The sequence below is a fragment of the Mesorhizobium sp. M7A.F.Ca.CA.002.04.1.1 genome (assembly GCF_004022805.1).
Lineage (GTDB): Bacteria > Pseudomonadota > Alphaproteobacteria > Rhizobiales > Rhizobiaceae > Mesorhizobium > Mesorhizobium ciceri.
Genome location: NZ_RZPL01000748.1, coordinates 1 through 2,682, shown reverse-complemented (window position 1 = coordinate 2,682; position 2,682 = coordinate 1). Strand labels below are relative to the sequence as shown.

Sequence of the window (2,682 nt, the reverse complement as noted above, 5' to 3'; positions counted from 1 at the left end):
GGATGGCGCCGGGCATGTCGAGCCGCGCCATCCATTCGCTCAACGTATCGAATGCCGCGGCGATCAGCCTTTACGTGGCACGGGCATTTTTGAAGCGCGGCTAAGCCAAAAACATCTCGAAACGAGAAACGGGTTCCGGCCATAGACGCCGGAACCCGTTCTTCGATGGGCCAGGAGTTGGCGGCTTGGGAACGTTGCGCCGCCCTCTCCTGACCTATGCCGCTTTGCCCCGGGTGCCGGCTGCCTCGCTGCCGACCTCGAAATCGGCCATCCTCTCCAGCGCCCTGACCAGGGCCGAATGATCCTCCTTGGCGCCGCCATTGGCCGCGCAGGCGTTGAACAGCTGCTGCGTGGTCGACGTGTTGGGCAGCGACACGCCGAGCGCTTTCGCGCCCTCCAGCGCGAGGTTCAGATCCTTCTGGTGCAGTTCGATCCGAAAACCCGGGGCGAAGGTGCGCTTGACCATACGCTCGCCATGCACTTCCAGAATGCGCGAAGCCGCCAGCCCGCCCATCAGCGCCTGCCTGACCTTGGCCGGATCCGCGCCGGCTTTCGAAGCAAAAACAAGCGCTTCGGCGACGGCTTCAATGGTCAGCGCGACGACGATCTGGTTGGCCACCTTGGTGGTCTGGCCAACGCCGTTGGGCCCGACCAGGGTGATGTTCTTGCCTATCTTCTCGAACACGGGCTTGGCGCGCTCGAAGGGTTTCTCCTCGCCGCCGACCATGATGGTGAGCGACGCCGCCTTGGCGCCAACCTCGCCGCCCGAGACCGGCGCGTCGAGATAGTCGCAGCCTAGATCGTTGATTTTCCTGGCAAAAATCTTGGTCTCGATCGGTGAGATCGAGCTCATGTCGATGACCAGCTTGCCTTTGGTCAGACCGGACGCGACGCCGTTCTCGTGAAACAGCACATCGGCGACCTGCGGTGTGTCGGGCACCATCAGAATGATGATGTCGGCGGCCTTCGCCACGGCAGCATGGCCGGTGACTGACGTTAGGCCCTTGGCGACGAGATCGGCTGAGAGTTGCGATCGATGGTCGCTGGCTATGATCCTGTAGCCCGCGTCCAACAGGTGCCCCGCCATCGGTGCGCCCATGATGCCGAGGCCGATGAAGCCGATGGTTTCCATTTTGGTTCTCCAGTTGCTTGTGTGAAACGCCCCCTCATCCGGCCGCTAGCGCGGCCATCTTCCCCCGAGGGGAGAAGAGAAGCCGACGTTGGTGCCTGTCTCTTCTCCCCACCGGGGAGAAGGTGGCCCGAAGGGCCGGATGAGGGGGCGCGGCGTTGGCTAGGCCGCAGCACTTCCCTGCCCGGCTAATGCTTGAAACCACCCCAGCCCAGCCTCCGTCCCGGCCTTCGGCTTGTATTCCGCCCCGATCCACCCGGAATAGCCGATGCGGTCGATGTGCTCGTACAGGAAGGGAAAATTGATCTCGCCCGTCCCCGGCTCGTGACGGCCTGGATTGTCCGCAAGCTGGATATGCGCGATGCGGTCGAGGTTTACCTCGATGGTACGGGCGAGATCCCCCTCCATGATCTGCATGTGATAGATGTCGTATTGCAGGAACAGGTTCTTCGACCCGACACGGTCGATAAGCGCCAACGCCTGATCGGTATAATTGAGAAAAAAGCCCGGGATATCGCGCGTGTTGATCGGCTCGATCAGCAGCCTGATGCCGGCCTGCTCCAGCTTTTCCGCCGCGAAGGCAAGGTTTTCGGCAAAGACGTCCTCCAGCACCTTGCGGTCGGCGCCGGTGGGCACGATGCCGGCTAGGCAATTGACCTGCTGGCAGCCGAGCGCCTGCGCGTAGGTGATCGCCTTGGCGATGCCCTGGCGGAATTCCGGCACGCGGTCCGGCAGCACGGCAATGCCGCGTTCGCCCTTGCCCCAGTCGCCGGCCGGCAGGTTGAACAGCACCTGGGTCAGGCCGTTCTTCTTCAGCCGGGCGGCGACGACATCGGGCGCATGGTCATAGGGGCCGATATATTCGACGCCCTTGAAGCCGGCGCGGGCGGCGGCATCGAAACGGTCGAGGAACTCATGCTCGCCAAAGAGCATCGAAAGATTGGCTGAAAAACGCGGCATTCTTTTTCTCCTTTTCTCCGCCAAGCCTAATCCAGCATGACGATCGACGTCGGCGCATCTTCGTGGCTCTCGGCAAGCTCCTCGAATTCGGTGATCTTGTCGATCTCGGTGCCCATCGAGATGTTGGTGACGCGTTCGAGGATGAATTCGAGGACAACCGGAACCCGGTGTTCTTTCATCAACCGCTGCGCCTCCTTGAAGGCACCGGCGAACTCTTCCGGCTTGCGCACCCTGACCGCCTTGCAGCCCATCGCCTCGGCGACGGCAACATGGTCGACGCCATAGCCGGCCTCGGGATCGCCTGCCCGGTTGATGTTCTCGAAGGCAAGGTCGACCTCGAAGTCCATCGAGAAACCCCGCTGCGCCTGGCGGATCAAGCCGAGATAGGCGTTGTTCACGACGACATGGAGATAGGGCAGCTTGTGCTGTGCACCGACCGCCAGTTCCTCGATCATGAACTGGAAATCATAGTCGCCCGACAGCGCCACGATGGTGCGGTCGGGATCGGCGGCGCGCACGCCAAGGGCAGCCGGCAAGGTCCAGCCGAGCGGGCCGGCCTGGCCGCAATTGATCCAGTTGCGCGGCTTGTAGAC

General features: G+C 62.7%; 3 protein-coding genes. All 3 read right to left on the bottom strand.

The window, feature by feature from the left end; translation table 11 throughout:
* Positions 1-214: 214 nt before the first annotated feature.
* On the bottom strand, positions 215-1,132 hold the full coding sequence (locus ENZ75_RS27795) for a 2-hydroxy-3-oxopropionate reductase (RefSeq protein ID WP_063168076.1): 918 nt from the start codon (positions 1,130-1,132) through the stop codon (positions 215-217).
* Between the two features lie 159 nt (positions 1,133-1,291).
* Positions 1,292-2,089, bottom strand: coding sequence for a 2-oxo-tetronate isomerase (otnI, locus tag ENZ75_RS27790; protein WP_063168077.1), 798 nt, complete (start codon positions 2,087-2,089; stop codon positions 1,292-1,294).
* A 26-nt stretch (positions 2,090-2,115) separates the two neighbouring features.
* Positions 2,116-2,682, bottom strand: a 567-nt coding sequence (locus ENZ75_RS27785; protein ID WP_245481263.1) for a thiamine pyrophosphate-dependent enzyme, incomplete at its 5' end; no start/stop codon positions are given.